The sequence below is a fragment of the Variovorax sp. R-27 genome (assembly GCF_049913215.1).
In the GTDB taxonomy this organism is placed as follows: Bacteria; Pseudomonadota; Gammaproteobacteria; order Burkholderiales; family Burkholderiaceae_C; genus Variovorax.
Genome location: NZ_CP183984.1, coordinates 6323541 through 6348130, shown reverse-complemented (window position 1 = coordinate 6348130; position 24590 = coordinate 6323541). Strand labels below are relative to the sequence as shown.

General features: G+C 67.8%; 28 protein-coding genes. 9 read left to right on the top strand and 19 right to left on the bottom strand.

The features are described 5' to 3' along the window. Positions 1-28 precede the first annotated feature (28 nt). The 3 genes from ACN9MV_RS29765 to ACN9MV_RS29755 are packed head-to-tail and all read left to right on the top strand — an operon-like array spanning position 29 to position 5321. On the top strand, positions 29-1057 hold the full coding sequence (locus tag ACN9MV_RS29765) for a ligase-associated DNA damage response exonuclease (RefSeq protein ID WP_426390622.1): 1029 nt from the start codon (positions 29-31) through the stop codon (positions 1055-1057). Next, positions 1054-2709 carry an ATP-dependent DNA ligase gene (locus tag ACN9MV_RS29760; protein ID WP_426390621.1) on the top strand — a complete coding sequence of 552 codons (1656 nt, stop codon included), beginning with the start codon at positions 1054-1056 and terminating at the stop codon, positions 2707-2709. Before ACN9MV_RS29765 ends, ACN9MV_RS29760 begins: the two co-directional genes overlap by 4 nt. Further along, a complete protein-coding gene (locus ACN9MV_RS29755; RefSeq protein WP_426390620.1) occupies positions 2706-5321 on the top strand; it encodes a ligase-associated DNA damage response DEXH box helicase in 2616 nt (871 codons plus the stop codon). Before ACN9MV_RS29760 ends, ACN9MV_RS29755 begins: the two co-directional genes overlap by 4 nt. Before the next feature lie 5 nt (positions 5322-5326). On the opposite strand, the gene trxC is transcribed toward ACN9MV_RS29755, so the two are convergent. Then, complete coding sequence (gene trxC / locus ACN9MV_RS29750) at positions 5327-5776, bottom strand: thioredoxin TrxC (RefSeq protein ID WP_426390619.1); 450 nt, start codon at positions 5774-5776, stop codon at positions 5327-5329. Between the two features lie 77 nt (positions 5777-5853). On the opposite strand from trxC, the gene pdeM reads away from it, so the two are divergent. Further along, positions 5854-6534 (top strand): ligase-associated DNA damage response endonuclease PdeM, encoded by a 681-nt coding sequence (gene pdeM, locus ACN9MV_RS29745; RefSeq protein WP_426390618.1) that lies wholly within the window; start codon positions 5854-5856, stop codon positions 6532-6534. Here pdeM and ACN9MV_RS29740 read toward each other — a convergent pair. From ACN9MV_RS29740 to ACN9MV_RS29730, 3 genes are read right to left on the bottom strand one after another with little or no spacing between them, the layout of a single operon-like run. Then, positions 6531-7070 (bottom strand): TPM domain-containing protein, encoded by a 540-nt coding sequence (locus ACN9MV_RS29740; RefSeq protein WP_354336831.1) that lies wholly within the window; start codon positions 7068-7070, stop codon positions 6531-6533. The genes pdeM and ACN9MV_RS29740 overlap by 4 nt on opposite strands. A 5-nt stretch (positions 7071-7075) precedes the next feature. Beyond that, on the bottom strand, positions 7076-7975 hold the full coding sequence (locus ACN9MV_RS29735) for a TPM domain-containing protein (protein WP_426390617.1): 900 nt from the start codon (positions 7973-7975) through the stop codon (positions 7076-7078). A 10-nt stretch (positions 7976-7985) separates the two neighbouring features. Beyond that, the gene (locus ACN9MV_RS29730; RefSeq protein ID WP_371127398.1) at positions 7986-8585 is read right to left on the bottom strand and encodes a LemA family protein; all 600 of its coding nucleotides are present in this window, start codon (positions 8583-8585) and stop codon (positions 7986-7988) included. Positions 8586-8631: 46 nt separating this feature from the next. Between ACN9MV_RS29730 and ACN9MV_RS29725 the strand changes: the two genes are divergently transcribed. Then, positions 8632-9390 (top strand): hypothetical protein, encoded by a 759-nt coding sequence (locus ACN9MV_RS29725; protein ID WP_093057717.1) that lies wholly within the window; start codon positions 8632-8634, stop codon positions 9388-9390. 1 nt (position 9391) lies between these two features. Here ACN9MV_RS29725 and ACN9MV_RS29720 read toward each other — a convergent pair whose 3' ends face one another. The 7 genes from ACN9MV_RS29720 to ACN9MV_RS29690 all read right to left on the bottom strand — a co-directional run bounded on the left by ACN9MV_RS29720 (position 9392) and on the right by ACN9MV_RS29690 (position 16333). Further along, positions 9392-10066 (bottom strand): cysteine hydrolase family protein, encoded by a 675-nt coding sequence (locus ACN9MV_RS29720; RefSeq protein WP_426390616.1) that lies wholly within the window; start codon positions 10064-10066, stop codon positions 9392-9394. Continuing rightward, a complete protein-coding gene (locus tag ACN9MV_RS29715) occupies positions 10063-10995 on the bottom strand; it encodes an ABC transporter permease (RefSeq protein ID WP_097197817.1) in 933 nt (310 codons plus the stop codon). The genes ACN9MV_RS29720 and ACN9MV_RS29715 overlap by 4 nt, the downstream gene beginning before the upstream one ends. Then, on the bottom strand, positions 10992-12113 hold the full coding sequence (locus tag ACN9MV_RS29710) for an ABC transporter permease (RefSeq protein WP_371258851.1): 1122 nt from the start codon (positions 12111-12113) through the stop codon (positions 10992-10994). Before ACN9MV_RS29710 ends, ACN9MV_RS29715 begins: the two co-directional genes overlap by 4 nt. A 19-nt stretch (positions 12114-12132) precedes the next feature. Beyond that, the gene (locus tag ACN9MV_RS29705; RefSeq protein ID WP_426390615.1) at positions 12133-13659 is read right to left on the bottom strand and encodes an ABC transporter ATP-binding protein; all 1527 of its coding nucleotides are present in this window, start codon (positions 13657-13659) and stop codon (positions 12133-12135) included. A 16-nt stretch (positions 13660-13675) separates the two neighbouring features. After that, positions 13676-14782, bottom strand: coding sequence for a BMP family ABC transporter substrate-binding protein (locus ACN9MV_RS29700; RefSeq protein ID WP_093057712.1), 1107 nt, complete (start codon positions 14780-14782; stop codon positions 13676-13678). 68 nt (positions 14783-14850) lie between these two features. Beyond that, a complete protein-coding gene (locus ACN9MV_RS29695) occupies positions 14851-15237 on the bottom strand; it encodes a VOC family protein (protein WP_093079022.1) in 387 nt (128 codons plus the stop codon). Between the two features lie 94 nt (positions 15238-15331). Beyond that, the gene (locus ACN9MV_RS29690; protein ID WP_426390614.1) at positions 15332-16333 is read right to left on the bottom strand and encodes an isopenicillin N synthase family dioxygenase; all 1002 of its coding nucleotides are present in this window, start codon (positions 16331-16333) and stop codon (positions 15332-15334) included. A gap of 206 nt (positions 16334-16539) precedes the next feature. Here ACN9MV_RS29690 and rutR point away from each other — a divergent pair, with 206 nt between their 5' ends. Next, positions 16540-17247 carry an HTH-type transcriptional regulator RutR gene (rutR, locus tag ACN9MV_RS29685; RefSeq protein WP_093057710.1) on the top strand — a complete coding sequence of 236 codons (708 nt, stop codon included), beginning with the start codon at positions 16540-16542 and terminating at the stop codon, positions 17245-17247. A 12-nt stretch (positions 17248-17259) separates the two neighbouring features. Here the strand turns inward: rutR and rutF are convergent, their stop codons facing one another. The 7 genes from rutF to ACN9MV_RS29650 are packed head-to-tail and all read right to left on the bottom strand — an operon-like array spanning position 17260 to position 21788. Then, positions 17260-17814 carry an NADH-dependent FMN reductase RutF gene (gene rutF / locus ACN9MV_RS29680; protein ID WP_097197821.1) on the bottom strand — a complete coding sequence of 185 codons (555 nt, stop codon included), beginning with the start codon at positions 17812-17814 and terminating at the stop codon, positions 17260-17262. Between the two features lie 12 nt (positions 17815-17826). Beyond that, the gene (locus ACN9MV_RS29675; protein ID WP_307617310.1) at positions 17827-18429 is read right to left on the bottom strand and encodes a malonic semialdehyde reductase; all 603 of its coding nucleotides are present in this window, start codon (positions 18427-18429) and stop codon (positions 17827-17829) included. Continuing rightward, positions 18426-19232 (bottom strand): pyrimidine utilization protein D, encoded by an 807-nt coding sequence (gene rutD, locus ACN9MV_RS29670; RefSeq protein ID WP_426390613.1) that lies wholly within the window; start codon positions 19230-19232, stop codon positions 18426-18428. Before rutD ends, ACN9MV_RS29675 begins: the two co-directional genes overlap by 4 nt. 5 nt (positions 19233-19237) lie before the next feature. Continuing rightward, on the bottom strand, positions 19238-19630 hold the full coding sequence (gene rutC, locus ACN9MV_RS29665) for a pyrimidine utilization protein C (RefSeq protein ID WP_093057706.1): 393 nt from the start codon (positions 19628-19630) through the stop codon (positions 19238-19240). Between the two features lie 22 nt (positions 19631-19652). Next, on the bottom strand, positions 19653-20444 hold the full coding sequence (rutB, locus tag ACN9MV_RS29660) for a pyrimidine utilization protein B (protein WP_426390612.1): 792 nt from the start codon (positions 20442-20444) through the stop codon (positions 19653-19655). A gap of 13 nt (positions 20445-20457) precedes the next feature. Next, positions 20458-21570, bottom strand: coding sequence for a pyrimidine utilization protein A (gene rutA / locus ACN9MV_RS29655; RefSeq protein ID WP_093057705.1), 1113 nt, complete (start codon positions 21568-21570; stop codon positions 20458-20460). Further along, positions 21567-21788: a hypothetical protein gene (locus tag ACN9MV_RS29650; RefSeq protein WP_426390611.1), complete on the bottom strand. Its 222-nt coding sequence runs from the start codon at positions 21786-21788 to the stop codon at positions 21567-21569. The genes rutA and ACN9MV_RS29650 overlap by 4 nt, the downstream gene beginning before the upstream one ends. On the opposite strand from ACN9MV_RS29650, the gene ACN9MV_RS29645 reads away from it, so the two are divergent. The 3 genes from ACN9MV_RS29645 to ACN9MV_RS29635 are packed head-to-tail and all read left to right on the top strand — an operon-like array spanning position 21788 to position 23878. Then, a complete protein-coding gene (locus tag ACN9MV_RS29645; protein ID WP_093057704.1) occupies positions 21788-22240 on the top strand; it encodes a YybH family protein in 453 nt (150 codons plus the stop codon). The genes ACN9MV_RS29650 and ACN9MV_RS29645 overlap by 1 nt on opposite strands. Before the next feature lie 53 nt (positions 22241-22293). Then, the gene (locus tag ACN9MV_RS29640) at positions 22294-23316 is read left to right on the top strand and encodes a YheT family hydrolase (RefSeq protein ID WP_426390610.1); all 1023 of its coding nucleotides are present in this window, start codon (positions 22294-22296) and stop codon (positions 23314-23316) included. A gap of 4 nt (positions 23317-23320) precedes the next feature. After that, the gene (locus ACN9MV_RS29635) at positions 23321-23878 is read left to right on the top strand and encodes a DUF2946 family protein (RefSeq protein ID WP_426390609.1); all 558 of its coding nucleotides are present in this window, start codon (positions 23321-23323) and stop codon (positions 23876-23878) included. Positions 23879-23925: 47 nt separating this feature from the next. On the opposite strand, the gene ACN9MV_RS29630 is transcribed toward ACN9MV_RS29635, so the two are convergent. Further along, positions 23926-24537: a c-type cytochrome gene (locus ACN9MV_RS29630; RefSeq protein WP_093057701.1), complete on the bottom strand. Its 612-nt coding sequence runs from the start codon at positions 24535-24537 to the stop codon at positions 23926-23928. Positions 24538-24590 lie beyond the last annotated feature (53 nt).

The following is a 24590-nucleotide window of genomic DNA, read 5'->3' as shown; positions in this document are numbered from 1 at the left end:
AACCCGGCTGCGCCTACCATGGCGTGCCATGCCCGCAAAGCAGGAAGAAGATCTCCTCGTTGTCGCCCGGCCCGAGGGCCTGTACTGCCCGCCCGGCGATTTCTACATCGACCCGTGGCGGCCGGTGGCGCGCGCCGTCATCACGCACGCGCACTCTGACCACGCGCGCCCCGGGCATGCGCACTACCTGGCCCACACCGACAGCGCCGGCACGCTGCGCACGCGACTCGGCCCTGACATCGACCTGCAGACGCTGGCCTACGGCGAGGTCATCGAGCACCACGGCGTGCGCGTCTCGCTGCATCCGGCCGGCCATGTTCTGGGCTCCGCGCAAGTGCGGCTCGAACACGGCGGGCGCGTGTGGGTGGCCTCGGGCGACTACAAGACCGAGCCCGACGGCACCTGCACGCCCTTCGAGCCCGTGCCTTGCGACACCTTCATCACCGAGTCGACCTTCGGCCTGCCGATCTACCGCTGGCCCACGCAGGCCGTGCTGTTCGCGGAGATCGATGCATGGTGGCGCGCCAATGCGGAAGCAGGACGCGCGTCGGTGCTGTTCTGCTATGCCTTCGGCAAGGCGCAGCGCATCCTGCACGGGGTGGACGCGAGCATCGGGCCGATCGTCGTGCACGGGGCGGTGGAGCCGCTCAACGCCGTGTACCGGGCGGCGGGCGTGGCATTGCCGCCTACCTCGCGCGTGAGCGATGAAGGCGTCGATGCCGCATTGCTGAAGCGCGCGCTGGTGCTCGCGCCGCCATCAGCACAAGGCTCGCCGTGGATGAAGCGCTTCGGCAACTACGCCGATGCCTTTGCGAGCGGGTGGATGCAGTTGCGCGGCACCCGGCGGCGGCGCGGCGTGGACCGCGGCTTCGTGATGTCCGACCACGCCGACTGGCCTGGACTGCAGCAGGCAATTGCAGGCACCGGCGCGGAGCGCGTGTTCGTCACGCATGGCAGCGTGCAGGTGATGGTGCGATGGCTCACCGAGATCGGCCTCGACGCGAAGGGCTTCAAGACCGAGTACGGCGACGAGGACGATCAGGAGGCAGAGGCATGAAAGCTTTCGCCGCCCTCTACCGCGACCTCGACGCCAGCACGTCGAGCCTCGCCAAGCAGGCGGCACTGCAGCGCTACCTGCGCGACGCAGATGCTGCCGATGCCGCATGGGCCGTCTACTTCCTCGCCGGCGGCAAGCCGCGCCAGCTCGTGCCCACCAAGCTGCTGCGCCTGCTTGCACAGGAAGCGGCGGGCCTGCCCGAATGGCTGTTCGACGAAAGCTACGACGCCGTGGGCGATCTCGCCGAAACCATTGCGCTGCTGTTGCCGCCACCGAGCGAGGCGCATGAGCTCGGCCTCGCCGGTTGGGTCGAGCAGCATCTGCTGCCGCTGCGCGAAGCCGCAAAGACTTCGCCCGAGCAGCTTGCCGACCGCCTGCGCGCACAGTGGCGGCAGCTTGCTGCCGAAGAGCGGCTGGTGTACTTCAAGCTCATCACCGGCGCGTTCCGCGTCGGCGTGTCGAAGCTGCAGGTCACGCAGGCGCTCGCCGCGGTCGGCGGCATCGATGCCAAGCGCGTCGCGCAGCGGCTCATGGGCTACACGCACATCGGCGCGCGGCCAAGGGCCGATGACTACCGCACGCTCATCGCCCCCGAGTCGAGCGCCGAGCAGGTGCAGAAGACCAGCGGCCAGCCTTACCCCTTCTTCCTCGCGCATCCGTTCAACCTGCCGCTCGATCAGTTCGACGCCGCGCTGGGCCCGCCGTCCGACTGGATCGTGGAATGGAAATGGGACGGCATCCGTGCGCAGCTCATCAAGCGCGCGGGCGTCGTGTGGCTGTGGTCGCGTGGCGAAGAGCTGGTGACGGAGCGCTTCCCCGAGCTTGCCGCTCTCGGTGAAGCCCTGCCCGACGGCACCGTGCTCGACGGCGAGATCGCCGTGTGGCGCGACGACCGCGTGCAGCCCTTCGCCGAACTGCAGAAGCGCATCGGCCGCAAGACGCTGGGCGCGAAGCTGCTGCGCGACATTCCCGTGGTGCTGCTGGCCTACGACCTCCTCGAATGGGAAGGCCGCGACCTGCGCGTGCTGCCGCAGTCGCAGCGCCGCACGCTGCTCGACGACCTGGTCACGCGCATGCAGCATCCCTCGCTGCTGCCGAGCCCGATGCTCACGGGCTCAGACTGGCCCGATCTCGCACGCCAGCGCGAAGCGGCACGCACCATGGGCGTCGAAGGCATGATGCTCAAGCGTCGCGACGCGCAGTACGGCGTGGGTCGCACCAAGGACGTCGGTGTGTGGTGGAAGTGGAAGATCGACCCGCTCAGCGTCGATGCGGTGCTGATTTACGCGCAGCGCGGCCACGGCCGGCGCGCGAGCCTCTTCAGCGACTACACCTTCGCCGTGTGGGACGGCCCGCCCGGGCAGGAAGACCGAAAGCTCGTGCCTTTCGCCAAGGCCTACTCGGGCCTCACAGACGCAGAGATGGCGCGCGTGGACGCAATCATCCGCAAGACCACGGTGGAAAGCTTCGGGCCGGTGAAGAGCGTGAAGCCGACACTGGTGTTCGAGTTGGGCTTCGAGGGCATCGCGCGCAGTACGCGGCACAAGAGCGGCATCGCGGTGCGGTTTCCGCGGATGCTGCGGTGGCGGGAAGACAAGCCGGTGGAAGAGGCGGACACCCTGCAGACGCTGGCGGCGTTGTTGCCCCTATGAAAAGGGCCGTCAAGCAGGCGCTCGACGTGTGGTTCGCCGCGCGTGGCTGGAAGCCCTTCAAGTTCCAGCGCGAGGTCTGGAAGGCCATCGGCGAAGGCAAGTCCGGCCTGCTGCATGCCACTACCGGTGCAGGCAAGACCTACGCGGTGTGGCTCGGCGCACTGCAAGCCTTCTCGCAGGCTCGCAAGGCAAGCGCGCGGCCTGCGGCCCCGCCGCTCACCGTGCTGTGGCTCACACCCATGCGTGCACTTGCCGCCGACACGCTGCGTGCGCTGCAACAGCCGCTGGAAGCCCTCGGCACCGAGGTGCATCCGTGGAGCGCGGGCGCGCGCAGTGGCGACACCACGTCTGCCGAACGCAGCGCGCAGAACCAGCGCCTGCCCACGGTGCTCGTCACCACGCCCGAAAGCCTTTCGCTGCTGCTCGCGCGTGCCGATGCCCGCGAGGTGCTCGGCCACGTGCAGATGGCGGTGGTCGACGAATGGCACGAGCTGCTCGGCAACAAGCGCGGTGTGCAGGTGCAGCTTGCGCTCGCGCGGCTCAAGCGCTGGAACCCCGGTCTTGCGATCTGGGGCATGTCGGCCACGCTGGGCAATCTGCATGAGGCGATGCATGCGCTGCTGGGGCATGAAGAAGGCGTGCTCGTGCAGGGGCAGGTGCCGAAGAAGCTCGTCATCGATTCGCTGCTGCCCGGCACCGCCGAGCGCTTTCCATGGGGCGGACACCTGGGCCTCACGATGCTGCCGCAGGTGATCAGCGAGATTGCCGCGAGCAAGACCGCGCTGGTCTTCACCAACACACGCTCGCAGGCCGAGATCTGGTACCAGGCGATGCTCGAAGCCAAGCCCGAATGGGCCGGCCTCATCGCGCTGCATCACGGCTCGCTCGACCGCAAAGTGCGCGAGTGGGTCGAGCTGGGCCTGAAGAGCGGCGAGCTGAAGGCTGTGGTGTGCACGTCGAGCCTCGACCTGGGCGTGGACTTTTTGCCGGTCGAGCGCGTGCTGCAGATCGGCTCGCCCAAGGGCGTGGCGCGGCTGCTGCAGCGCGCGGGCCGTTCGGGCCATGCGCCGGGGCGGCCGTCGCGCATCACGCTCGTGCCCACGCACAGCGTCGAGATGGTGGAAGGCTCGGCAGCGCGCACGGCCATTGCGGCGGGCCACATCGAGGCGCGGCATTCGCCCGACCAGCCGCTCGACGTGCTGGTGCAGCACCTGGTGACGGTGGCACTCGGCGGTGGCTTCGTGCCCGGCGAGCTGTACGACGAGGTGCGCGGCACGGCCGCATACGAAGGCCTCTCCCGCGAGAGCTGGCAGTGGTGCCTCGACTTCGTCTCGCAAGGCGGCCCATCGCTCGCGGCCTATCCGGACTACAAGCGCGCCGTGCCCGATGCAGAAGGCGTCTGGCGCGTGCCAGATGCGCGGCTCGCGCGGCGGCATCGCATGAACATCGGCACCATCGTGAGCGACGCGAGCATGTCGGTGCAGTACCTCGGCGGCTCAAAGATCGGCAACGTCGAAGAGAGTTTCGTTGCGCGCATGAAGGCCGGCGACTGCTTCCTCTTCGGCGGCCGGTTGCTCGAACTCGTGCGCATCCACGACATGACGGCCTGGGTGCGGCGCGCCAGTGGCAAGCGCCCTGCGGTGCCGCGCTGGAGCGGCGGGCGCATGCCGCTGTCGAACACGCTGGCCGATGCGGTGGTGCAGCAGCTGGCGCTGGCCGGCGAGGGGCACTACGACTCGCCCGAGCTGCAATGCGTGCGCCCGTTGCTCGAAATACAGCAGCAGTGGTCGGCACTGCCGACGCCGCAGACGCTGTTGGCCGAGACCTTGAGCACGCGCGAGGGCTCGCACCTGTTCCTCTATCCGTTTGCGGGCCGGCATGTGCACCTTGGGCTCGCGAGCCTGCTGGCCTGGCGCGTCGCGCAGCACGAGGCGCGTACCTTCTCGATCGCAGTCAACGACTACGGCTTCGAGCTGCTGAGCGCGACCGAGGTCGATTGGGCCGCGCTGCTGCCGCAGGTGCTGAGGCTGCCGGAAGGCGATGACGCGCATGCGGTGTTGCTGCACGAGGTGCTGGCGTCGCTCAACGCGAGTGAACTCGCGCAGCGGCGCTTCCGCGAGATCGCGCGCGTGTCGGGGCTCATCTACCAAGGCTATCCGGGCGAGAAGCGCAGCAGCAAGCAGTTGCAGGCATCGTCCTCGCTGTTCTGGGAGGTGTTCCGCAAGTACGACCCCGGCAACAGGCTGCTGCAGCAGGCCGAGCAGGAACTCCTCTCGCAGGAGCTCGAAATCGGCCGCCTGCGCGCCAGCCTCGAGCGCATGGCCACGCAGCAGCTCGTGCTGAAGCCGCTGGCGCGGCCGACGCCGTTCTCGTTTCCGCTGATGGTCGAGCTGTTCCGCGAGAAGCTGTCGAACGAGAACGTGGCCGACCGCATTGCGCGCATGGTCGAGCAGCTGGAGAAGGCTGCAGGTGGCGCTGTCACGGCTGGTGGCGTGGAGCGCGTGAAAGGCACGCTGGCCTTCGGTCAGGAGGGGCCGGGCAAGCCGGCGAAGTCGTCATCAGGCGCTCGGCGCGAGCGCAGGCGGCCTTCGCGTCCGTTGCCGCCGCTTTGAGCGGGTCAGCCGGCGCCGTGCGCCTTCACCCACCGCACGATGTCCGCCGCACTCATCGCACCGGCCTGTCGCGCTACTTCGCGGCCACCGCGGAACAATGCCAGCGTCGGGATGCTGCGGATGTTGAAGCGCGTGCCCAGGGCAGGCACGGCCTCGGTGTCGACCTTGGCCAGCCGCACTTGCGGTTCGAGCTGGGCCGCGGCCTGTTCGTAGCCGGGCGCCATCTGGCGGCACGGGCCGCACCAGGGCGCCCAGAAGTCGACCAGCACCGGGATCTCGTTGCGCGAGATGTGGCGGTCGAAGGTGGCTTCGTCCGGCAGCGCGGTCGAATGGCCGGCGAACAGCGGGCGGTGGCAGCTGCCGCAGTCGGGCGCACTGCCCAGCTGCGCCGCGCGCACGCGGTTGGTCGTGTGGCAATGCGGGCAGACGATGTGCAGCGAGGGCGATTCGGTCATCCGTAGAAACTGGGGGCTGCTGGAGCCCATTGCAAGACGGTCGCCTGCCAGAGCGTCTTTTGCGACACTGGCAGCCCGTGACCTTTCCAGACTCCTCCGCATCGTCGTTCCCTGTCCATTGGGCGGGCGAATTGCTGCACCTGCTGCCCGAGCGGGCGCTCTGGTGGCCCGATGCGCGCGTGCTGTTCGTGGCCGACCTGCATCTGGGCAAGGCCGCGACCTACCGCGCGCTCGGCCAGCCGGTGCCGGGCGGCACCACGCAGGAAAACCTGGCGCGGCTCGATGTGCTGATCGAACGGCATGCACCGCAGCGCATCGTGTTTCTCGGCGACTTCCTGCACGCGGCGCAGGCGCGCACCGTGCTCGCCACGGTGGAGGCTTGGCGCACGCGCCATGCGGGCGTCGCGATGACGCTGGTGCGCGGCAACCACGACAGCCGCGCGGGCGATCCGCCGGACACGCTCGGCATCGAGGTGGTCGACGAGCCATTTCTGCTCGGGCCGCTCGCCTGCTGCCACCATCCGCAGACCCATGCGACGCACTTCGTGCTGGCGGGGCACCTGCATCCCGTTTGCAGGCTCCATGGGCCGGGGCGCGACAGCGTGCGGCTGCCTTGCTTCGTGAGCGATGCGCAGCAGGCCGTGCTACCGGCTTTTGGCGAGTTCACGGGCGGGTGGTTGATGGAATCGGCGCCGGGGCGGCGCTTTCATGCGGTGGGTGGCGATGCCGTGTGGGCCTTGCCGCCGCAGGAAGGCTAGAGCACGACGGGCTCGTCCGGCAGCTCGTTCACGTCCACATCGCCCTCGCCCAGCGGAAAGTGTTCTACCAGCAGGGCCGAGATTTCTTCCAGCGCCTGCGTGAGCCCATCCTCGAAACGGCCTTCGCGAAAGGCCGCGCCCATGCGCTGCGCCATTGCGGCCCATTCGGCATCGTCTACGCGCGCATTGATGCCGCGGTCCGCCACGATCTCGATGGCGTGTTCGGCCAGCAGCAGGTAGATGAGCACGCCGTTGTTGTGTGCGGTGTCCCACACGCGCAGCTTGCCGAACAGCGTGACGGCACGCTCGCGCGGCGGTGCATGGCGCCACAGGTACGACATCGGCAGGCCGGCCTCGACGCAGATGCGGATCTCGCCGCTGTGGCGTCGCTCGCTCGCGGCCACGCGGCCTGCAAGGCGCTCCAGCGCGGCCGGTGGCAGTGCACGGCGAACCTCGGACTCGTCGATCCAGCGGTGGCGCCAGATGCGGCCGAGCTTCGAGAAGAAGCTGGCGTCGGTTGGATTGGTCGTCGTCATCGTGTTCACCAGTCCCCCGACGCGCCGCCGCCGCCGAAATTGCCACCGCCGCCGGAGCTGAAACCTCCTCCGCCGCCGCCCCCACCACCACCGCTCCAGCCTCCGCCTCCACCGGAGCTCCAGCCGCCACCCCCGCCGCCGCCCGGACGCCCGGCGCCCGCGACCAGCGAGACGATGAGCGCGACAAGCGCCGCGATCACCGCGATGGCGATGCTGGTGGTGATGAAGAAAACGACCACGCCCACACCGCCGCCCACGACCATCGTGCCCAGCTTCTTGCCGAGGACGGCGCGCGCGACCGGCGCACCGATGAAGACGCCGACGAACAGGAAGATCGCGAGGTTCTCCCAGTCGAAACCACCACCGCCGCCTCCGCTGCCCGTGTCGCGCGAAGGCTCCGGCAGCGGCTCGCCGTCGACCAGGCCGATGAGCCGGTCCACCGCCGCGTTCAGACCGCCCGCGAAGTCGTTGTTGCGAAAGCGCGGCTTCATCTCCTCGTCGATGATGCGCACGGCCGCGAGGTCGGGCACCGCGCCTTCGAGCGCCTTGGCCGTGGCAATGCGCATCTTGCGATCGTCCTTGGCCACGACCACCAGCAGGCCGTCGCCGACGTCCTTGCGGCCGATCTTCCAGGCGTCGCCCACGCGCTGCGTGTAGCTGGCGATGTCCTCGGGCGCGGTGGTCGGCACCATCAGCACCACGATCTGCGAGCCCTTGCGCTGCTCGAAGGCTGCGAGCTTGGTGTCCAGGCCGTTGCGCTGTGCGCTGTCCAGCGTGCCGGTCTGGTCGATCACCCGCGCGGTGAGCGCGGGCACCGGCGGCAGGCCCTGGGCCAGCGCGACCCCGGCCAGGGTCGCGAGAACGAGCGCGGCCAGTGCGCGACGGAGCAGTGCGGCAATGGCCATTTGTGCTGGCTTACTTCTTCGGAGCGCTGAAGTCGACAGTAGGCGGCGTGGAAATCTGCGCCTCGTTCTGCACCGAGAAGTTGGGCTTCGGTGCGTAGCTGAAGATCTTGGCCGTGATGTTGGTCGGGAAGCTGCGCGCGAGCACGTTGTACTCCTGCACGCTTTCGATGTAGCGGTTGCGCGCCACGGTGATGCGGTTCTCGGTGCCTTCCAGCGTCACGCGCAGGTCGCGGAAGGCCTGGTTGGCCTTGAGCTCGGGGTAGCGTTCCGACACCACCATCAGCCGCGACAGTGCCGACGAGAGCTCGCCTTGCGCCTGCTGGAACTTGTTGAAGGCTTCGGGGTTGTTCAGCGTCTCGGGCGTCACCTGGATCGAGGTGGCCTTGGCGCGCGCCTCGATCACCTTGGTGAGCGTGTCCTGCTCGAAGCTGGCCTCGCCCTTCACGGTGGCCACGATGTTGGGCACGAGGTCGGCGCGCCGCTGGTACTGGTTGAGCACCTCGCTCCAGGCCGATTTGCTGGCCTCGTCGAGGGACTGGAACTGGTTGTAGCCGCATCCGCTCAGGGACAAGACCGCCGCGAGAATCAAGAGCCAGCGCTTCATCATCATTTGCATTACCTCCGCAGAATTGCCGGAAGGTAGCATAGATGGCTCCATGTCCCTCGACCCTCTACAAGCCCTGCAGGCCGCCAACCGTGCGGTACTGCCCGTTGCTTCCGACGCTTTCGGCACGCTGCTGATCGCGGGCGCGACCGGTGCGCTGGGAGCGGAGCTGCTGCGGCGACTGGCCGGCAGCCACCGGCACGCCCATACCCGCGTGCTGGCGCGCGAGCCCATTCGCGATGGGTTGCGCGGCGTGGAAACCTACCTGAGCCCGGCCCCGCCGATCGCGCAATGGCCGCTGACTTCGGCCCACACGGCCATCGTCGCCTTCGACCCGCCGCGGCTGTACCACGACCGCGAACGCGCGCTGTGGGTGCCCGAGCCTTCAGATTTGCCCGAACTGGCCCGATGGCTGCGCGCCTGCGGCGTGCAGACGCTGGCCATCGTGCAGCCGCACGACCAGGGCCGGCTGCCCGAGGCGCTCAAGCGGGGGCTCGCGAGCCTCGACGAGCAGGCGGTGGTGGCCTGCGGCTTCGAGCGCGTGATCCTCGTGCGCTCGGCGCGCAAGCCGGTGAATGCGAAGTTCGCCAACCCGCTCGAGCGGCTGGCCGCGTGGATGCTGTCGGTCGTGCGCTTCATGGTGCCGAGCAGCGAACAGCCGGTGCGCGCATCGAAGGTGGCCGAGCTGGTCGACGTGGCGCTGCGCATCGCGCCGCCGGGCGTGCACGTGGCCGCACCCGAAATGGTGTGGCAGGCCGCCCAGGGCGACATGCCCGGCGTGGCCGCACGCTGGCTTGGCGTATCGGGTTAATTCAGCTGCGCCACTGGCGCAGCAGCTCCGCCGAATCGACCACCAGCCCGAGGTGCAGCGACACCATCGCGAGCGCCGCGCCCTCCAGGTGCGGGTCGGTGCCGCGCACCAGGTCGCGCAGCACGATCACGCGGTAGTTGTGGTTGTTGGCGTCGAAGGCCGTGTTGAGCACGCAGCAGTCGGTAAAGCCGCCGTTGAGCACCACCGTCTCGATGCGCTGGTTGCGCAGCAGAAAGTCGAGGTCGGTCGGGTAGAAGGCCGACAGCCGGCGCTTGCTGTCCACGCGCATGTCGCCGGGCTCGACGCGCGTGACCCACTCGGTCCACTTCGAGCCTTCGATGGCGTGCGCGTCGGCATTCGGAATCTCACCGACATGCAAAGGAAAGGTGCGCCGCCATGCAGAAGGAATGCCGCGAATGTCGTCCACGCCATTGGGCCGCAGCACCGACTTGATGTGCACGATGCGCACGCCCAGCGCGCGCACTTCGTCATGGAAGCTGTCGATGGGCGCCACCACGTCGCGTGCGCGCGGCGCGGGGCAGGGGCAGTCGGGGCTGTCGTCGAGGTGGCCCCGGTGCATGTCGATGGAGACGACCGCGGTGGTGGCGGGGTTCAGGTAGTCGGCGAATTGCGCCGCGTCGAGCTCGCGCTCTTCGTTGTAGACCCAGGCCTTCATCGGCGTTCTTCTCTCACGTAGGGTTGGCCCAGCGCGCCGGGCTCTTCATCGGCGCCGCGCCGCGAGAGCGCGACCCACACCATCACGCCGAGCGTCACCGCATACGGCGTCATCATCACGAAGTACTGCGGCAGCTGCACGCCGGCTGCGGCCAGCTGCGGAATCAGCGCCTCGATGCAGCCGAACAGCAGCGCGCCGACCAGCGCCTTCCACGGCGACCAGCGCGCGAAGATCACCAGGCCCACCGCGATCCAGCCGCGTCCGCCGGTCATGCCCGCGATCCACAGCTTGGTGCTGACCACCGAGATGTAGGCGCCCGCCAGCCCCACCAGCGCCGAGCCCGCGAGCACCGCCGCGAAGCGCCATGCCGTCACGCGGATGCCGGCCGCGTCGGCCGCCTGCGGGTTCTCGCCCACCGCGCGCAGCCGCAGGCCGGTGGAGGTGCGTGCAAAGAACCACGCCACCGCGCCGAAGATCGGCAGCGTGAGCCACACCATCGCGTTCTGCTCGAAGAGCCTGCCCACGACCGGCAGCAGCGACAACGGCCACAGCGCCATCGCGCCGATGCCTTCGGTGGCATGGTTGGTCCAGTCGGCCATCGAGCCGACCAGCGCCGTGAGCCCCTGGCAGAAGAACACCAGTGCGAGACCGGCAATCACCTGGTTCACGCGCAGCCAGATCACCATTACCGCGAACAGCACCGACACCACGCTGGCCGCGAGCATCGCGAGCACCAGCGACACGGCCGGCTGCCCGATGGCGATCTGCGCGCCGATGCCGGCGAGTGCGCCGACCAGCATCAGCCCTTCGGCGCCGAGCGCGAGCACGCCCGCGCGCTCGCAGATGATGAGGCCGAGTGCCGCGAGCGCATACGGCACCGCGAAGTCAGGCGTGCTCGCGAGCCAGTTGAGCATGATGCTGCCGCTCATTGCGCAGCCTCCCCGCCCACGCGGCGCAGCCGGTGGCGAATGAAGAAGTCGCTCGACGCCACGCACACCACGATCACCGCCTGGATGAGCTGCACCATCGAGAACGGCACCTGGTAGAACACCTGCAGGCTGCGTCCGGTGACGAACAGCGCCGCCACCAGCAGCGCCACCACCGTGGCCGCGAGCGGGTTGTTGCGCGCGAGAAAGGCGATGAGGATGCCCGAGAAGCCATAGCCCTGATAGAAGGCCTGCGTGAGCCGACCCTCCTGCCCCGCGACCACCGCGAAGCCCGCGAGTCCGGCCATCGCGCCCGACAGCAGCACCGCGCCGTAGATGGTGCGCCGCACCGGCACGCCGTTGGCATGCGCGACGCGCGGGTTCGCATCGACGAAGCGCAGGTAGAGCCCCACGCGGCTCACGCTCACCAGCCACCACGCCAGCAGCGCGACCACGCCTGCGAGCAGGATCGAACTGCCGATGCCCGCACCCAGCTCGGGCAGCCGCTCGAACACGCGGAACTGCGGCGAGTACGGAAAGTTGTCCTTCGGGTCCTTCCAGCTGCCGTAGACCAGGTGCAGCAGGAAGTTGGCCGCCATGTAGTTGAGCATCAGCGTCGAGATGATCTCGTTCACGCCGAGCTTCAGCTTGAGCCACGCGGGGCCCAGCACCCACAGCAGGCCGCAGCCGATGGCTGCCGCAAACATCAGCGGCAGGCGCAGGTTCTCGGGGCCGATCTGCCACATCGAGATGGTGGTCGCGCCGATGGCGCCCCAGATCATCTGGCCCTCGAGGCCGAGGTTCCAGAAGCGCGCGCGGAATGCGATGGAGCCCGCCAGGCCGACGAGGATCATTGGCGCGGCCTGGAACAGCACGGCGCGGAAGTTCTGGCCGTCGAAGAAGGTCTGCATCACGAACTCGTTGGCGAGTTCATCGGCGGGCACGCCCGCGGCCACGAGGATCGCGGCGGAGATGGCGAAGCCCACGAGCAATGCGGCCGCGAGGATCAGCGCCTGCCAGCGCCAGGCCATGTGCTGGCGGATTTCGAGCGCGTAGCGGCGGCGCGCGAGCGGTTGTGTGTGCTGCTGCGAGTTCACCTGGGTCCTGGGCGCTTGTGCCATGTCGACGGAGAGCGAGGCATCAGCCATGGTCCACCATCGCCTGTCCGATGGCCTGCCGGTCGGCGGGCTGCGCGAACTCGCCGGCGATGCGCCCGCGCGTCATCACGCCCACGCGGTCGGCCAGCTGCAGCACTTCGTCGAGGTCTTCGCTGATCAGCAGCACCGCCGCGCCGCTGTCGCGCGCGGCGCGCAGCCGCGCATGCACCTCGGCACTGGCGCGCACGTCGAGCCCGCGGCTCGGGCTGTGCGCAAGCACCAGCGTGGGCGACTTGCCGAATTCGCGCGCGAGCACCAGCTTCTGTGCATTGCCGCCCGAGAGCAGCGCGGCCTTCTGCGCGACCGAGCGCACGCCCTGCACGTCGAAGGCGCGCACCGCCTCCTGCGTGTCGCTCTGGATGCGGCCGCGGCGCAGACGCCACACGGGGCCGTAGCGGCCGGTGTACACGCGGCCGATGGCGTAGTTCTCGGCGACAGAAAGGCCACCCGCGAGCGCGAGCCCGTAGCGGTCGGCCGGAATGGCTGCAATGCCGATGCCGCGGCGTGCCGATGCGGCCATGGTCTTCAGGTCGCCGTGGCCTTCGAGTCGTATCTCGCCTTCGGTGGCTTCGCCCGGCAGGCCCATGATCGCGCCCGCCAGTTCGCCCTGGCCGTTGCCGCCGACACCGGCCAGGCCGTAGATTTCGCCCGCGTGCAATTCGAGATCCACGCCGTCGAGCACGCGCCGGCCTTCGGGCGAGGCGGGTGCGCGCAACCCGCGCACCGAAAGGCGCACGGGGCCGCGCGATGCGGTCGAAGCCTGGAATCCTTGCGTGGCAATCGATTCACCCACCGTGAGCTTCACCAGCTCGGCGACCGATGCTTCGCCCGGCTTCAGCGTGGCCACCGTGCGCCCGCCGCGCATCACCGTCACGCGGTCGGCATACGTCTTCACATCGGCCATCTTGTGCGTGACCAGCACCACGGCGGAACCGGCGCGCGCCAGGCCCTGCACCGTCTGCAGCAGGCGCGCGGCCTCCTGGTCGGTCAGCACGGCCGTGGGCTCGTCGAGGATCAGGATGCGCGCACCCGCGAGCAGCACCTTGAGGATCTCGACGCGCTGCTGTTCGGCAATCGACAGTGCATCTATGCGTTTCGACGGATCGATGTCGAAACCCAGCTCCGAGGCCTTGTTGCGGATGTCGCGCTCGATCTCGCGCAGCCGCTCGCCGTGACTTTGAAACTCGGCCGGCGGCGGCGCGGTGAGCAAGATGTTCTGCGCCACGGTGAACGGTCGCACCAGCTTGAAATGCTGATGGACCATGCCGATGCGGTGCTTCGCCGCGTCACGCGGCCCGGCGAAGCGCACCGCGTTGTCGTCCACCAGCAGCTGCCCGGCCTCGGGCGCGTAGAGCCCGGCCGCGATGTTCATCAGCGAAGACTTGCCCGCGCCGTTCTCGCCCAGCAGCGCATGCACTTCGCCCCAGCGCGCGGCAAAGTGAGCGTCGGTCAGCGCCGCGAAGCCGTCGAAGGACTTGCGGATACCGGTGAGTTCGAGCGCGTTGGGCATGGCTTCTTCGGGTTGCTTACTTCTGCGTGACCACGCCCTTGACGAACCAGTCCATCTTCCACAGGTCCGCATCGGACAGCACCGCGCCCTTGGCAACGCGCTCCTTGCCGTCGCGGTCGGCCAGCGGGCCGGCGTAGACCTGCTTGCCCTTCATGATCGCGTCGCGCTCGGCGGTGATGACCGCGGCCTTGTCCTTGGGCACGGCGGGGCCGAAGCCCGCGATGTCGGTGCCGCCGTCCTTCATCTCGATGAAGGCGCCGTACTGCGCGGGCTTCCAGTTGCCGGCCATCACCTTCTTCAGCTCCGGCGTCAGGAAGCGGTCCCACACCCACACCGAAGAGCAAAGCGTGGCCTTGGGCGCGAACTGGCGCAGGTCGCGGTGGTGGCCGGTGCCGTACACGCCGCGCTCCTGCGCGACGATCTGCGGCGTGGGGCTGTCGACGTGCTGGCCGATCACGTCGGCGCCCTGGTCGATGAGCGCGGCGGCGGCGGCGCGTTCCTTCACCGGGTCGTTCCAGGCGCCGGTGTAGATCACGTTGACCGTGGCGTTCGGGTTCATCTTCTGCGCGCCGAGCGCGAAGGCGTTGATGGTCCAGTTCACCACGCCGAAGGGGTTGGCTGCGACGAAGCCGAGCTTGCCGGTCTTCGATGCGGCGCCGGCGGCCATGCCGCAGAGGTATTGGCTTTCGTAGGTGCGGCCGTAGAACGATTCGAGGTTGCTGCCGTTGGTGGTGCCCGAGCCGTTGAGGAAGGCGACATCGGGGTACTTGGCGGCCAGGTCCTTGAAGCTGTCGGAATAACCGAAGGCCGTGCCGATCACGATGTTGGCGCCGCGCTGGATGAACTTCTCCGCAGCGGGCTTGATGGCCGATGCGTCTTCAGGCACGTTCTCGACGAACTGGATCTTCTGGCCGATTTCCTTTTCGATCTTCACGCGGGCCTCGTCGAAGGCCTGCGTCCAGCCTCCGTCGTTCTTCGGGCCGAAGTAGAGCATCGCGATCTTCGGCTTGTCCTTCAGCGTGAAGCCGTCGGCGGCTGCGGCGGGCAGTGTGGTGAAGAAGGCGCCGCTGGCTGCGATGGTCATCGCGAGACCCAGGCCGGGAGTGAGTGTGCGCAACTGCATGGGACTACCTTTGGTGAGAGGCTTTGAAGAAAGGGAGGACGGAAAAAAGAGAACGAGCGCAGCGCGCGTCACATCATGAAGTTGATGCGGAACACATTGCCCTCGGGATCGAGCAGCACCGACTGGTACCAGTTGTAGTAGGTGACGTACGGCGGCTTGACGAGCGTGGCGCCGGCTTCGAGCGCGACCGGCACCATGCGGTCGACGTCGGCCTGGCTGTCGACGTCGATGTTCAGCAGGAACTTGACGCCGCGTGTGTCTGAAAACTCGCTCAGGTGCAGCAGTTCGTAGGCATCGAGTGCGTTGAAGCCAAGGCTCGACTTGCCGGTGTCCAGGCCTCGGAAGATGGGTGAGCGGATCGCTTCGATCTCTTTGAAACCGAATACTCGCTGGTAGAAGCCGCTGAGTGCGACCACGTCTTTTGCGAAGACGTTGACGTAGGAGAGGTGGGCCATGTCAGTTGCTCATTGGGCGTTTGCTGTTGTTCTTGTTCGGGGTGCGAGCACGCCGTCGGCGTGATCGCACCCCGAAGAACAGCAGGCAGTCATCTCAAGCCATCGCCTTCGTGCCACCAAAGGTCGTCTGCTTGACGAACTTCGAGGTCAGGTGGTCCCCAGAAGAAATCGGCGCGTACTTCGCCGACTCCGCGGGCGCGAGGCAGCTAGGCAGGCACTCGACCATCGCGTCGTAGTTCGGCTGATGGAAGAACACCAGCGATTGCCGGCGATTGGTGCTCGCGACCTCGAAGGGTGGGTTGATCACGCGGTGCAGCGTGGACACCCACTGGTCGTTGGTCCACTGCATCATGAGGTCGGCGATGTTGACCACCAGGCCGCCTTCGACCTGCGGCACGTCGACCCACTGGCCGGCCTTGTTGAACACCTGCAGGCCCTTGTCGTCGGGCAGCACGATGGTGAGGCTGCCGTAGTCGCTGTGCGCGCCCGCACGCAGCTGGCCGGGCAGTGGCTGTTCGCGCTGTGGCGGATAGCTCAGCACGCGGAACATGCTGATGTGCTTGTCGATCTTGTCGTCGAAGAAGGTCTCGGGCAGCGACAGACCGAGCGCGAAGACACGCATCAGCGAGCGCGAGAGATCGCTCATCGCCTCGAAGTAGCCTTCGTAGGCTTCGCGGAAACCCTCGATGGGCGGCCAGCTGTTGGGCTCGAAGTGCGGGCCGGCGGCGGGGCCGCGGTGGTAGTCGTCTTGCGGCACGTTCGACGGGCCGATAGAGAAAGATTCCTTCAGGTCGCCGGGGGCTGCTTCTTCGAGGCTGTACGAGAGCCCTTCCTCGCCCACCGCGCTGTAGCCGCGCACCGCGTCTTCGCGCGGGCGGTCGACCTTGCGCTTTTCGCCCAATGGCATGTCGAAGAACTTGCGCGAGAGCGACGACACGCGCGAGATCAGCTCGGGCGCAATGCCGTGGTTCGTGATGACGAGAAAGCCGATGCTGCGGCAGGCCTCGTCGACCTTCTTCGCGACCTCGGCCTTGCCTTCGGCGGTGCCCGCGAAGTAGGGCGCTAGATCGATGATGGGGACGGACAGCAGGGTCATGGCAGGTTCCTCATGCTTGGCATGCCTTTCGCCATGCAACGTCTGTGCCAGTTGGACCAAATGGACAAAACGCATCCGTCGCGTCAGCATGGTGCGCAACGACGCGCTGCGAAGGCGGCTGCGGCGCAAGGCGATGCACCACGGCCTTACAGTGGTGCGCTGTGCTGTCTGCCGATTCACCAACGAACGAACAAGAGCGAGGGAAGATGCCGAAGACCAAAGCGCTGGCCGCCAGTGCCAGCAAAGAGAAGAGCCCGGCGCGCAAGCGCGCAAAACCCGCGGTGCGCAGCGCGTCCGCGGTGAGCCGCCGGTTGCGCCAGATCGAGGACAAGCGCAGCGCGATCCTCGGTGCGGCGCTGGGGCTGTTCTCCCGCTTCGGCCTGCATGGCACGTCGATCGACCAAGTGGCGGCACGCGCCGATGTATCGAAGAGCAACCTGCTCTACTACTTCGCGAACAAGGAAGAGCTCTACGTCAACGTGCTGCGAGATCTGCTCGCGCTGTGGCTCGAACCGCTGCGCGGCTTCAGTGCCGAGCAGGACCCGGGCGAGGCCATTGGCGACTACATCCGCCGCAAGCTCGTGGTCTCGCGCGACCGGCCCGATGCATCACGGCTGTTCTGCCTGGAAATGATCCAGGGCGCGCCGCTACTGCGCGACGAGCTCGACCGCGAACTGCGTACGCTGGTGGAGAAAAAGTCGGAGGTGATTCGCGCGTGGGTCGAAGCGGGAAAGCTGGCGCCCGTCGATCCGCATCACCTGATCTTCGCGCTGTGGGCGGTGACGCAGCACTACGCGGACTTTGGCGTGCAGGTGCAGGCGCTGTCGGGGCATACGCTGGACGATGAGGCGTTCTTCGAGAAGACCGTCGAGAACGTGCAGCGCATTTTTCTTCAAGGCATCACGCCGCGCTGATTCGGGAGGAGGTCAGTGCGGCGGCGCCGCGATCTCGTGATAGCGCCGGTCGAAGTAGATCAAGCCCTGCGTCGCACCACCGATGGCAATGGCCACCGCTTCGCAGAACAGCACGTCGTGCGTGCCCGCGCTCGTCGCATGCACCACGCGGCAGTCGAAGGAAACGGCCGCGTCGTCGAGCATCGGCGAGCCAGTGGTCTTGTGGCTCCACTGGCCGGCGGCGAAGCGCTCGTCCATCGGCGTCTTGCCGCCGAACAATGCGGAGAGCGACTGGTGCCCCGCGGCCAGCACGTTCACGCACAGCACGCCGTTGGTCTTGAACGCCGGGTACACCGAGGCCGAACGGTTCAGGCACACCAGCAGCGTCGGCGGCTCGTCGGTCACGCTGCACACGGCCGATGCCGTGAAGCCGGCGCGACCCGCGGGGCCGTCGGTGGTGATGATGTTCACCGCCGCGCCCAGCCGCGCCATCGCGTTGCGGTAGTCGGCCTTCTCCAGGCTCGGCAGCAGGCCGGCGGGGTTCGATGACGATGAAGCAGCGTGGGAGGCCATGGCATTCAGCAGCATGTGGTGAGTCCTTCAGGCCAGCACGCAGGCCTCGTCGAAGGGCAGCCGCGGCAGGCGGCCGAACACCTTCGACGCATCGCCGTGGCCCAGGTTGATGAGGAAGTTGACGGTCCAGTCGGTGCCTTCGAAGAAGGCCGCGTCGACTTTCGCCTTGTCGAAGCCCGACATCGGGCCTGCATCGAGGCCGACCGCGCGCGCTGCGAGCAGCAGGTAGCCCGCCTGCAGGCTGGCATTGCGAAAGGCGGTTTCGTGCGCGGCCTCGGGGCTGCCGGTGAACCAGCTGCGCGCATCGGCATGCGGGAACAGCGTGGGCAGCTTGTCGTAGAACTTGCGGTCCCACGCGGCGATGACCGTGACCGGTGCGGCCATGGTCTTGTCGAGGTTGCCCTTGGAGAGAGCCGGTGCGAGGCGCTGCTTGCCTTCGGGCGTGCGCACGAAGACGAAGCGCGCGGGCGAGCAGTTGGCCGATGTGGGGCCGAGGCTCGCCAGCGCGTAGATCTGCTGCAGCTGTGCGTCGGTGACGGGTTCGTCGGTCCAGCCGTTGTGGGTGCGCGCGCCGGTGAAGAGAAGCGACAGCGCGGCGTCGTCGAGTGTGGATGCAAGAGTTGTGGTCATGCTGGAACGGCGGATGCGCTGACCCGCGAGAGAAAGTCGAGCAGGCTGCGGTTGAAGGCTTCGGCCTCGGTCACGCTGTGGGCATGGCCGCCGTGCGGCATGAAGTCGAGCGTGACGTCGCTCAGGCCATCGGCCAGGCGCTGCGAGCAGGTCCAGGGCACGAGCGTGTCGTCTTTCGCCGCGGCGATGAGCGTGGGCGCGGTGATGTCGGCAAGACGGGCGTCGATGTCGAAGGCGCGCAGGGCAGCGATGCGCGCACGCATGTTGGCCTCGCCCGGGAAGTGCGCGAAGGCGTGATCGACTTCGTCGGCCACGCGCTGTGCGTGTTCGGCGGCCCAGGCTGCGGGGTACAGGAAGATCGGCTGCGCTTCCACGTACGCGCGCGGGCCGCATGCGCCGAGCAGTGCGAGCCGCGCATCGAAGCAGCGCGCCGAATGCGGGTTGGGCTTCGACCACGCGTTGATGAGCGCGAGGCTCGCGATACGCGATGGCGCGTCGATCGCTAGCTGCAGACCCACGAGGCCGCCGAGTGCATGGCCCGCGAAGTGGCATTGCGAAGTGTTCGTGGCGTCGAGGATTTCGAGCACGTCCTTCGCCATGTCTTCGATGGCATACGCCGCTGGCAATGCAGTAGGGCTGCGGCCGGTGCCGCGCTGGTCGTACGCAATGACGCGGTGCCCGGCGGCAACCAGCGCGCCGAGCTGCGGCTGCCAGAACCCGGCCGAGCCACCGAGGCCCGACGACAGCAGCACGGTGGCTGCGGCATCGGACGGCCCGTGCACTTCGTAGTGCAGCGACGGCATGTGCTTCAGCCCTTCTTGCCGACGTGCGCGATCGAGGCGATCTCGACCAGGGCATCGGGCTTCACCAGGCCGCACTGGATGCAGTAGCGCGCGGGCTTGGTGCCGGGAAAGAACTCGGCATACACCGTGTTGATCTTCCCGTAGTCGGCCCAGTCCTTGATCATGATCTGGTTGAAGGTCACGTCGTCCATGGTTCCGCCCGCTGCCTCGACCACGCCCTGGATGATGGTGAGCACGTGACGAGCCTGCGCGGCCGCGTCGCCCACGTGGACCACGTTGTTGTCCTTGTCGAAGGGCAGCGTGCCCGATACGTAGAGCACGCCGTCGGCGAGCGTGCCGGGAACATAGGGGGCGAGTGGTACGCCGGTGCCGGGCGGGATGATGGCTTGCTTGGGCATGAAGAGAGCTCCTTGAAAAGAATCAGACAGTGGCCGCTTCGGCCGGTGCGGGTTGGGTGATGGATGCGGGTGCGAAGGTGCTGCAGAAGTGCTCCACCGTGGAGACCCATCCGAAGAAGGTCTCGACGTTGTAGACAGATGCCTTCTGGATCGCGGGCCCGCCGAGTTCGTGCGTCGCGTCTTCGAGCATCACGGCGAAGTATTCGAGGTGAAAGGCGTCGCGCAGCGTCGATTCGACGCACACGTTGGTGGCGATGCCGGTGAACACCAGGTGGCGGATGCCACGCGAGCGCAGCGTGCTGTCGAGCGTGCTGTTGAAGAAGCCGCTGTAGCGCGTCTTCGGCACGACGATGTCGCCGGGCTGCGGCTTCATCTCTTCGATGAGTTCGTAGTCCCAGCCGCCCTTGGCGAGGAACTTGCCCTGCAGCTCGGGCTTTGCACGCATGGTCTTGAGTGCGTTCGACTTGTGCCAGTTCGGCGAGCCGGGGCCGCCGGCCTCCACGTATGCCGCGTCCCAGCCGTTCTGCAGGAACACGACCAGCATGCCGGCCGCGCGCGCCGCCGCCATGGTGCGCGCGATGTTGGCGATGGTGCCTTGCGCGCCGGAGATGTCGAAGCCGGCCGAGTCGACGTATCCGCCGATGGATGCATAGGCGTTCTGCATGTCGACGACGATCAGCGCCGAGTCGCTCGCGTGCAGTGCCAGCGGCTCGGGGCGCGCGGGCAGCACCAGCGGTGCCGGGGCGCCCGGCAGGCGCGGTGCGCCAACGGGGGTGTTCGATGTGAGGGTGGTGTTGCGTGCGGGAGTGCTCACGTGACGCTCCTGCTCAGGCCGCGAGGCGTTCGGGTTCGACCCGCGACGGCACGGGGCTCTGCACGTGCGCGCGGCTCTTCATGTGCGGCTGGATGCGTTCGCCGAAGGCCTCGACGCCCTGCAGGAAATCGTCGAAGGTCAGCAGCACGCCTTCGGTGCCGGGCACCTCGGCCATTTCGTCGAGCATGCGCGCGACGTTTTCATACGAGCCCACGAGCGTGCCCATGTTGATGTTCACGGCCGATGTCGGGTCGGCCATCTGGCGCACGTTGGTGTCGGCGCCCGACTTGGTGTCGGCCGCGCCCTGCTGGCCCAGCCATGCGATCGCTTCGTGATCGGCGCCGGCCTTGTAGTGCTCCCACTTGGCGCGCGCGGCCTCGTCGGTCTCGTCGGCGATCACCATCATCAGCACGTAGGTGGTGACGTGGCGACCTGTCTTCGTGGTGGCTTCGATGAGCTTCTCGGCCGCGGGCGCGAAGGCCTTGGGCGTGTTCACGCCCTTGCCGAAGCAGAAGTTGTAGTCGGCGTATTTGGCCGAGAACTCCATGCCCGCGTCGCTCTGGCCGGCGCAGATCACCTTCATGTCGGCCTGCGGCTGCGGGCTCAGGCGGCAGTCGTCCATCTTGAAATGGTCGCCCTTGAAGTCTGACTGGCCGGTGCCCCAGAGGTCGCGCAGCACCTGGATGTATTCGCTCAGGTACTGGTAGCGCGTGCCGAAGAACTGGTCGCCGGGCCACATGCCCATCTGCGAGTACTCGGGCCGCTGCCAGCCGGTGACGAGGTTCAGGCCGAAGCGGCCGTTGGAGATCGAATCGATGGTGGACGTCATGCGCGCCACGATGGCCGGCGGCATGACCAGCGAGGCAGCGGTGGCAAAGAGCTTGATCTTGCTGGTGACCGCCGCGAGGCCCGCCATGAGCGTGAAGGACTCGAGGTTGTGGTCCCAGAACTCGGTCTTGCCGCCGAAGCCGCGCAGCTTGATCATGGACAGCGCGAAGTCGACGCCGTAGCGCTCGGCCTTCAGCGTGATCTGCTTGTTGAGTTCGAAGCTGGGCTTGTACTGCGGTGCGTTTTCGGAAAGCAGCCAGCCGTTGTTGCCGATGGGAATGAAGATGCCGACGTTCATGGAAGGGCTCCTGTTGCGAGGTCGCGAAGCTCCTTGCATGCGCCGTGCCAGTTGGATAAGCCATTTGAAATCAATGACTTATGGAAAATCGGCATCCGCGTTTTGACCATTTGGTCCAAAACGGAGCAGATGTTCTGGCCGGATTGCGGCAGCACGGTGCAGCCCGGACCAAAGCGGTGCAGTGCCGCCGTCACGGACAGCGCGGCAAAATCGCGCAATGCCCAAGACCCCACTCCGCGCCGCCGCGGCCATCGGCGGCACTGCCGACGACGTCGAAGCGGCCTTCTATGAAGCGCTGCAACGCGGCGACATCGATGCGCTGATGGCCTGCTGGGCCGACGAGGACGAAGTGTTCTGCGTGCACCCCGGCGGCCCCCGGCTGGTGGGGACCGTGGCGATCCGCGCGGCCTTCGAGCAGATGTTCGGCAACGGCGCGATCCACGCCATGCCGGCGCGGGTGCGCAAGATCGAGTCGCTCGGCAGCGCCGTGCACAACGTGCTCGAGCGCATCGAGGTGCTCACGGCCGAAGGCCCGCGCCATGCCTTCGTGCTGGCCACCAACGTCTATCACAAGACCGCCCAGGGCTGGCGCATGGTGGCGCACCATGCGAGCCCGGGCAGCGCGCGCGAGCCGGACGACGCGAACGATCCGCCCCAGACCCTGCATTGATGCCTTCCTTCGCTGCTTCTTCTTCCGCTGCTTCTCCTGCTGTTCTCCAGACGATGGACTACGCGGCACCGCGCTGGCTGCCCGGCGGCAACCTGCAGACCATCTGGGCTGCGCTCTACGCCCGGCGCTTCGACGGGCCGGCCCCGGTCTACCGGCGCGAACGCTGGCCCACGCCAGACGGCGACTTCATCGACGTCGACTTCGTGGATGCGCCAGCGCCAGGCCCGAAGCCGCTGCTGGTGCTGTTCCATGGGCTCGAAGGCTCGTCGCGCAGTCATTACGCCGAAGCCTTCGCTGCCTTTGCGGCGTCTCGCGGCATGGCCTTCGCGGTGCCGCATTTCCGCGGCTGCAGCGGCGAACTGAACCTGGCGCCGCGCGCCTACCACTCGGGCGACTTCGAGGAGATCGGCTGGATCCTGGCGCGCATGCGCGACCTGCATGCGCAAAAGGGCGGCGGGCCGGTGCTGGCTGCGGGTGTGTCGCTCGGCGGCAATGCGCTGATGCGCTGGGCCTCGGAGGCGGGCGAGACCGCTTCGGGCGTGGTGGGCGCGGTGGCCTCGGTCTGCGCGCCGCTCGACCTCGCGGCGGGCGGCGAAGCCATTGGCCAGGGCTTCAACAAGCTGGTCTACACGCGCATGTTCCTCGCGACCATGAAGCCCAAGGCGCTGGCCAAGCTGGCGCAGTTTCCGGGCCTGTTCGACCGCGAGCGGCTGATGTCGTCGCGCAACCTCTACGACTTCGACAACGTCTTCACCGCGCCGCTGCACGGCTTTCGCGATGTCGACGACTACTGGTCGCGGGGCTCGGCCAAGCCGCACCTGGCTTCGATCCGCGTGCCTGCGCTGGTGGTGAATGCGCGCAACGATCCGTTCATTCCGGCGCGCAGCCTGCCGAAGCCCGGTGAGGTGGGGGCGCACGTCACGCTGTGGCAGCCCGCGCACGGTGGGCATGTCGGCTTTCCGATGGGGCTGCCGCCGGGGCATGTGCGCGGCATGCCGGAGCAGGTGGGCGGCTGGCTGCAGCTGCATGGCGGCGCTTCGGCTGACGGTAGGGGCTTGTCGCCAGGACGAGAATGACGCGATGGACGACATCGTCAAACAAGCATTGGCCAAGTGGCCCAACGTGCCGCACTGCTACGGTTGGCTCGGCCTCGACGCGCGTGGCAACTGGTACATGCGCGACGACCGCACACAGGCCATGGGCCCGTTCCGCGCGGCCAAGGGCTCGATGCTGCGGCACGACAAGCTGATCGACTTCATCCATCGCAACTACGAGCACGACGACGAGGGCCAGTGGTTCTTCCAGAACGGGCCGCAGCGCGTGTATGTGGAGCTGGAGGCTTCGCCGCAGGTATGGCGGGTCGCCGAAGACGAGGGTGGTGGTTTCACCGTCACGGCCCATACGGGCAAGGCGACTGAGGTGTCGGGCTGCCTGCTCGACGAGGACGGCCGGCTCTATCTGGTTTCGCCTTTCGGGCTCGGGCTGGTGCACACGCAGGACGTGGGCATCGCTGCCGAGGCCGTCGAACGCGGGCTGTGGATACCGGAGGCGGTGCAGGCCAGCGAGCTGCCCGGCCGCTTCGGACACGTGCTGAGCCCGGCTGAGCGCCACGCCGAAGCCGTTGCCTTGCGCCCATGAAAAAAGCCGGCGCTGAGCCGGCTTTCTTGCGTGACTAGGGAAAACGCTTACTTCGCAGGAGCGCTGGCCGCAGGGGCCGCACCCGAGGCACCTTCAGCGGGTGCAGCAGCGGCCGGACGGTCCGGCACCGGGAACTTGGCTCCGCCGGCGTTGGCCATGTAGACCACTGCACGACCCACTTCGAGGTCTTCGAAGTCGCCGCCGCCCTGCGGGGGCATGGCGCCCTTGCCCTTCAGGGCATGCTCGAGGAGCGTTGCATAGCCTTGGCCGATACGGGGACCCCAAGCGGCTGCGTCCTGGAAGTGCGGGGCGCCGGGAATGCCGGGCGCTCCGTGGCAGGCGACGCACTGGGCCTTGAACACGACCTCGCCTGCAGCGAGCGGGCGGTTGGCGTCGCGGATCTCGATGGCGCCGACCTTCTTGAGGCGTTCGGCCACTTCGCGGTCGCGCGCTTCCTTGGTCACGCCGTAGAGCGACATGCTGTCGCCCTCCGCGATGCCTGCGGGCTTGGTGCCCGAGACCACGTAGGAGACAAGACCCACGATGATCAGGATCGGGGCTATGAAGGAGAAAAATACCGCGAGCAGCAGTTGCTTCGGGTTCTTGATCGGCCCGGTGTGGGCTTCTTCTGTGGCCTGGTAATGCGGGTCTGCGCTCATTGGCGTCCTCAATTATCGGGGGCTCGTCGGGGGGCTTGTCCTAACCAACCGGC